This window comes from Microbacterium sp. zg.Y909, assembly GCF_024626565.1.
The window spans coordinates 1-857 of sequence record NZ_JANJFJ010000705.1 but is presented as its reverse complement, the minus strand read 5'-3'; the positions used below and the strand labels follow the sequence as shown (position 1 = coordinate 857).

The following is an 857-nucleotide window of genomic DNA, read 5'->3' as shown; positions in this document are numbered from 1 at the left end:
CGGCGCGCAGGCGCGCACGTCTTGCGCGACGCGTGAGCGGGGGGGCGTCCTCGGTGGTCACCTGCCAAAAATACCCTGCCCGCCCGTGGGTATACTCGACGCCACAACCACGGGAGTCCGGTGAGCCGGGCTGAGAGGAAGCGATCCACGCTTCGACCGTCGAACCTGATCCGGATCATGCCGGCGCAGGGAGGAGAGAGAAATGCACGCATCGAAGCCTGCTGGCGCAACCGCGCAGAGCTCATCGCGACCGGCCGTTCCGCCGCTGTCGCAGCGCGCCCGCTGGCGCGTCGTCGACATCGTCGTGGCCAGCGTCATCGCCGTCGCCTGTGCGGCGGTGTTCCTGCTGTGGAACGTCGGCTACGAGGGTCCGAGCGCGCTGCTGACGCCGCTGCTGCCCGGCGTCCAGGGCCTGCTCGCGGGTCCCTGGCTGATCGCAGGAGTGCTCGGCGGGCTCATCATCCGAAAGCCGGGGGCGGCCCTCTACACCGAGACCGTCGCCGCGGTGATCTCGGCCCTCCTCGGCAACAAGTGGGGGCCGTTGACGATCGTGTCCGGTCTCGTGCAGGGGGCGGGGGCCGAGCTGGTGTTCCTGCTGTTCCTCTACGGCGTGTGGCGGCTGCCGGTGGCGATCCTCGCCGGAGCCGGGGCGGGCCTCGCCGCCGGCATCAACGACCGCATCCTCTGGTACGCGGGGGCGGACACGCTCTTCACCACCGTCTACATCGCCTCGACGACGCTCTCGGGCGCGGTCATCGCGGGTCTCGGCGCCTGGCTCATCGCGCGAGGGCTGGCCGCCACCGGTGCGCTGGGCAGGTTCGCGGCAGGCCGCGAGGTCTCCCGGCGCGTCTGACGTG

1 protein-coding gene and 1 riboswitch are annotated in these 857 nt (G+C 71.4%); the gene reads left to right on the top strand.

Going from position 1 to position 857, the window contains the following annotated elements; translation table 11 throughout:
- The first annotated feature begins 99 nt into the window (after window positions 1-99).
- Window positions 100-209: riboswitch (TPP riboswitch) on the top strand.
- Window positions 203-853, top strand: a complete 651-nt coding sequence (locus NQ160_RS24270) for an ECF transporter S component (protein ID WP_257517525.1) — start codon at window positions 203-205, stop codon at window positions 851-853. Its footprint overlaps the riboswitch before it by 7 nt.
- The last annotated feature ends 4 nt before the right edge of the window (window positions 854-857 follow it).

What these genes read in the sequence shown, in the direction of transcription:
- NQ160_RS24270 (WP_257517525.1), top strand. Translation starts at nt 203, where the DNA reads ATGCACGCATCGAAGCCTGCTGGCGCAACCGCGCAGAGCTCATCGCGA.